Genomic DNA, 1324 nt, shown 5'->3' on the forward strand with positions numbered 1-1324 from the left:
ATTGCCGCTACGCCCAGCCCGCCCATCACCCAGAAGGTGGCGCGCCAGCCCCAGAGATTGCCGATCGCGGTTCCGGCCGGCACGCCGATGACGTTGGAAACGGTGAGGCCGGACAGGATGACCGCCACCGCCATGCCGCGCTTGTCTTCCGGCACGAGGCCGACGGCAACCACCATGGCGACGCCGAAATAGGCGCCGTGCGCCACAGCCACCGCAATGCGCAAAAGCAGCATCGAGGTGAAATCTGGCGCCAGCGCGCAAGCCGCCTGGCCGATGGTGAAAGCTACTGCCAGGCCAATGAGCAGAGCCTTGCGCGAGATCCCTTTGGTGGCGAGCGCCAGCAGCGGACCGCCTATGGCGATGCCGCAGGCATAGCCGGAGACGAGGTAGCCGGCGCTGGGAATGGAGACACCAAGGCCATCGGCGACCTGCGGCAGCACGCCGGCAATGACGAACTCCGTGGTGCCGAAGGCAAAGGCGGCGATGAACAGGGCAATGAGAGGCAGCATAGCGCGGCAAGCGATCCCGGATGAGCAGGCCTCAAACCACGGATAAGCGCCGCCGGCAATGCAGAAAATGTCGATGCCGCTTTAGCTTTTCTTGAGTGGGCCAATCCAGTCGGTCAGCTGCCGATGGGGCCAGGAAGGCCGTCTTCCTGCCGTAAGGGATTTTCAGCCATGCCCGTTCATGGAGATAGTAGAGCAATGACTTGGTGACGACCTCGGTGGCGCCGATGGCGGCGGCCAGCTTGACGCTGCCCGTTACCACCAGTGAAATGATCATCGTGTCGATGGTGCCGGTGGCGCGCCAGGAAAGCGCCTTGGCGAAGCTGCGTGAATGGGTGTCCATCGCCGATCATCCTCCCAGTAGACCTCACACGATCCTTAGCCGAACGACGAGAGGATGAGCAAAGGCAAATTCTCGTGGGACCGAGGTGATGTCGCCGCACCCGGTATGGCCCAGCCCCTAGCTGGCCTTCAACCTCGAACCGCCGAGCAGACCGCGCTCCTCCAGCACCGGATAGGCCATGGAGGCGAGCAGCGAGTTGATCTGCTTCAGGTCGCGGATGGTGTCGAGATGGATGGAGCTGGTCTCGACGCTCTTGGCGGTGCCGTCGCGCAGCCGCACGAAATGGCTGGCGCTGGTTTCCTTCTCGCGGTCGCGCAGCCGGTCCTTTTCCAGCACCAGCTGGCGGGCGGCCTCGGGGTCGCGCGAGACCAGTACGTTGAAGGCAAGGCGCGCATTGGCGAGCACCGAGGCATGGAAGGCGCTGAGCTCGCGCCAGCCTTCGGGCGTGAACTCCAGCCCGCGTTCTAGCTTCTTC

The 1324-nt window shown here is 64.2% G+C and carries 3 protein-coding genes; all 3 read right to left on the reverse strand.

The features are described 5' to 3' along the window. Nucleotides 1-509, reverse strand: a 509-nt coding sequence (locus EN742_RS35200; protein ID WP_148670540.1) for an MFS transporter, incomplete at its 3' end; no start/stop codon positions are given. A gap of 31 nt (nucleotides 510-540) precedes the next feature. Next, nucleotides 541-849, reverse strand: a complete 309-nt coding sequence (locus EN742_RS35205; protein ID WP_245455417.1) for a DUF2061 domain-containing protein — start codon at nucleotides 847-849, stop codon at nucleotides 541-543. Nucleotides 850-966: 117 nt separating this feature from the next. Beyond that, nucleotides 967-1324 (reverse strand): PhoU domain-containing protein (locus EN742_RS35210; RefSeq protein WP_148670541.1); only part of this gene is annotated, 358 nt, incomplete at its 5' end.

The organism is Mesorhizobium sp. M4A.F.Ca.ET.020.02.1.1, assembly GCF_004022645.1.
GTDB lineage: Bacteria > Pseudomonadota > Alphaproteobacteria > Rhizobiales > Rhizobiaceae > Mesorhizobium.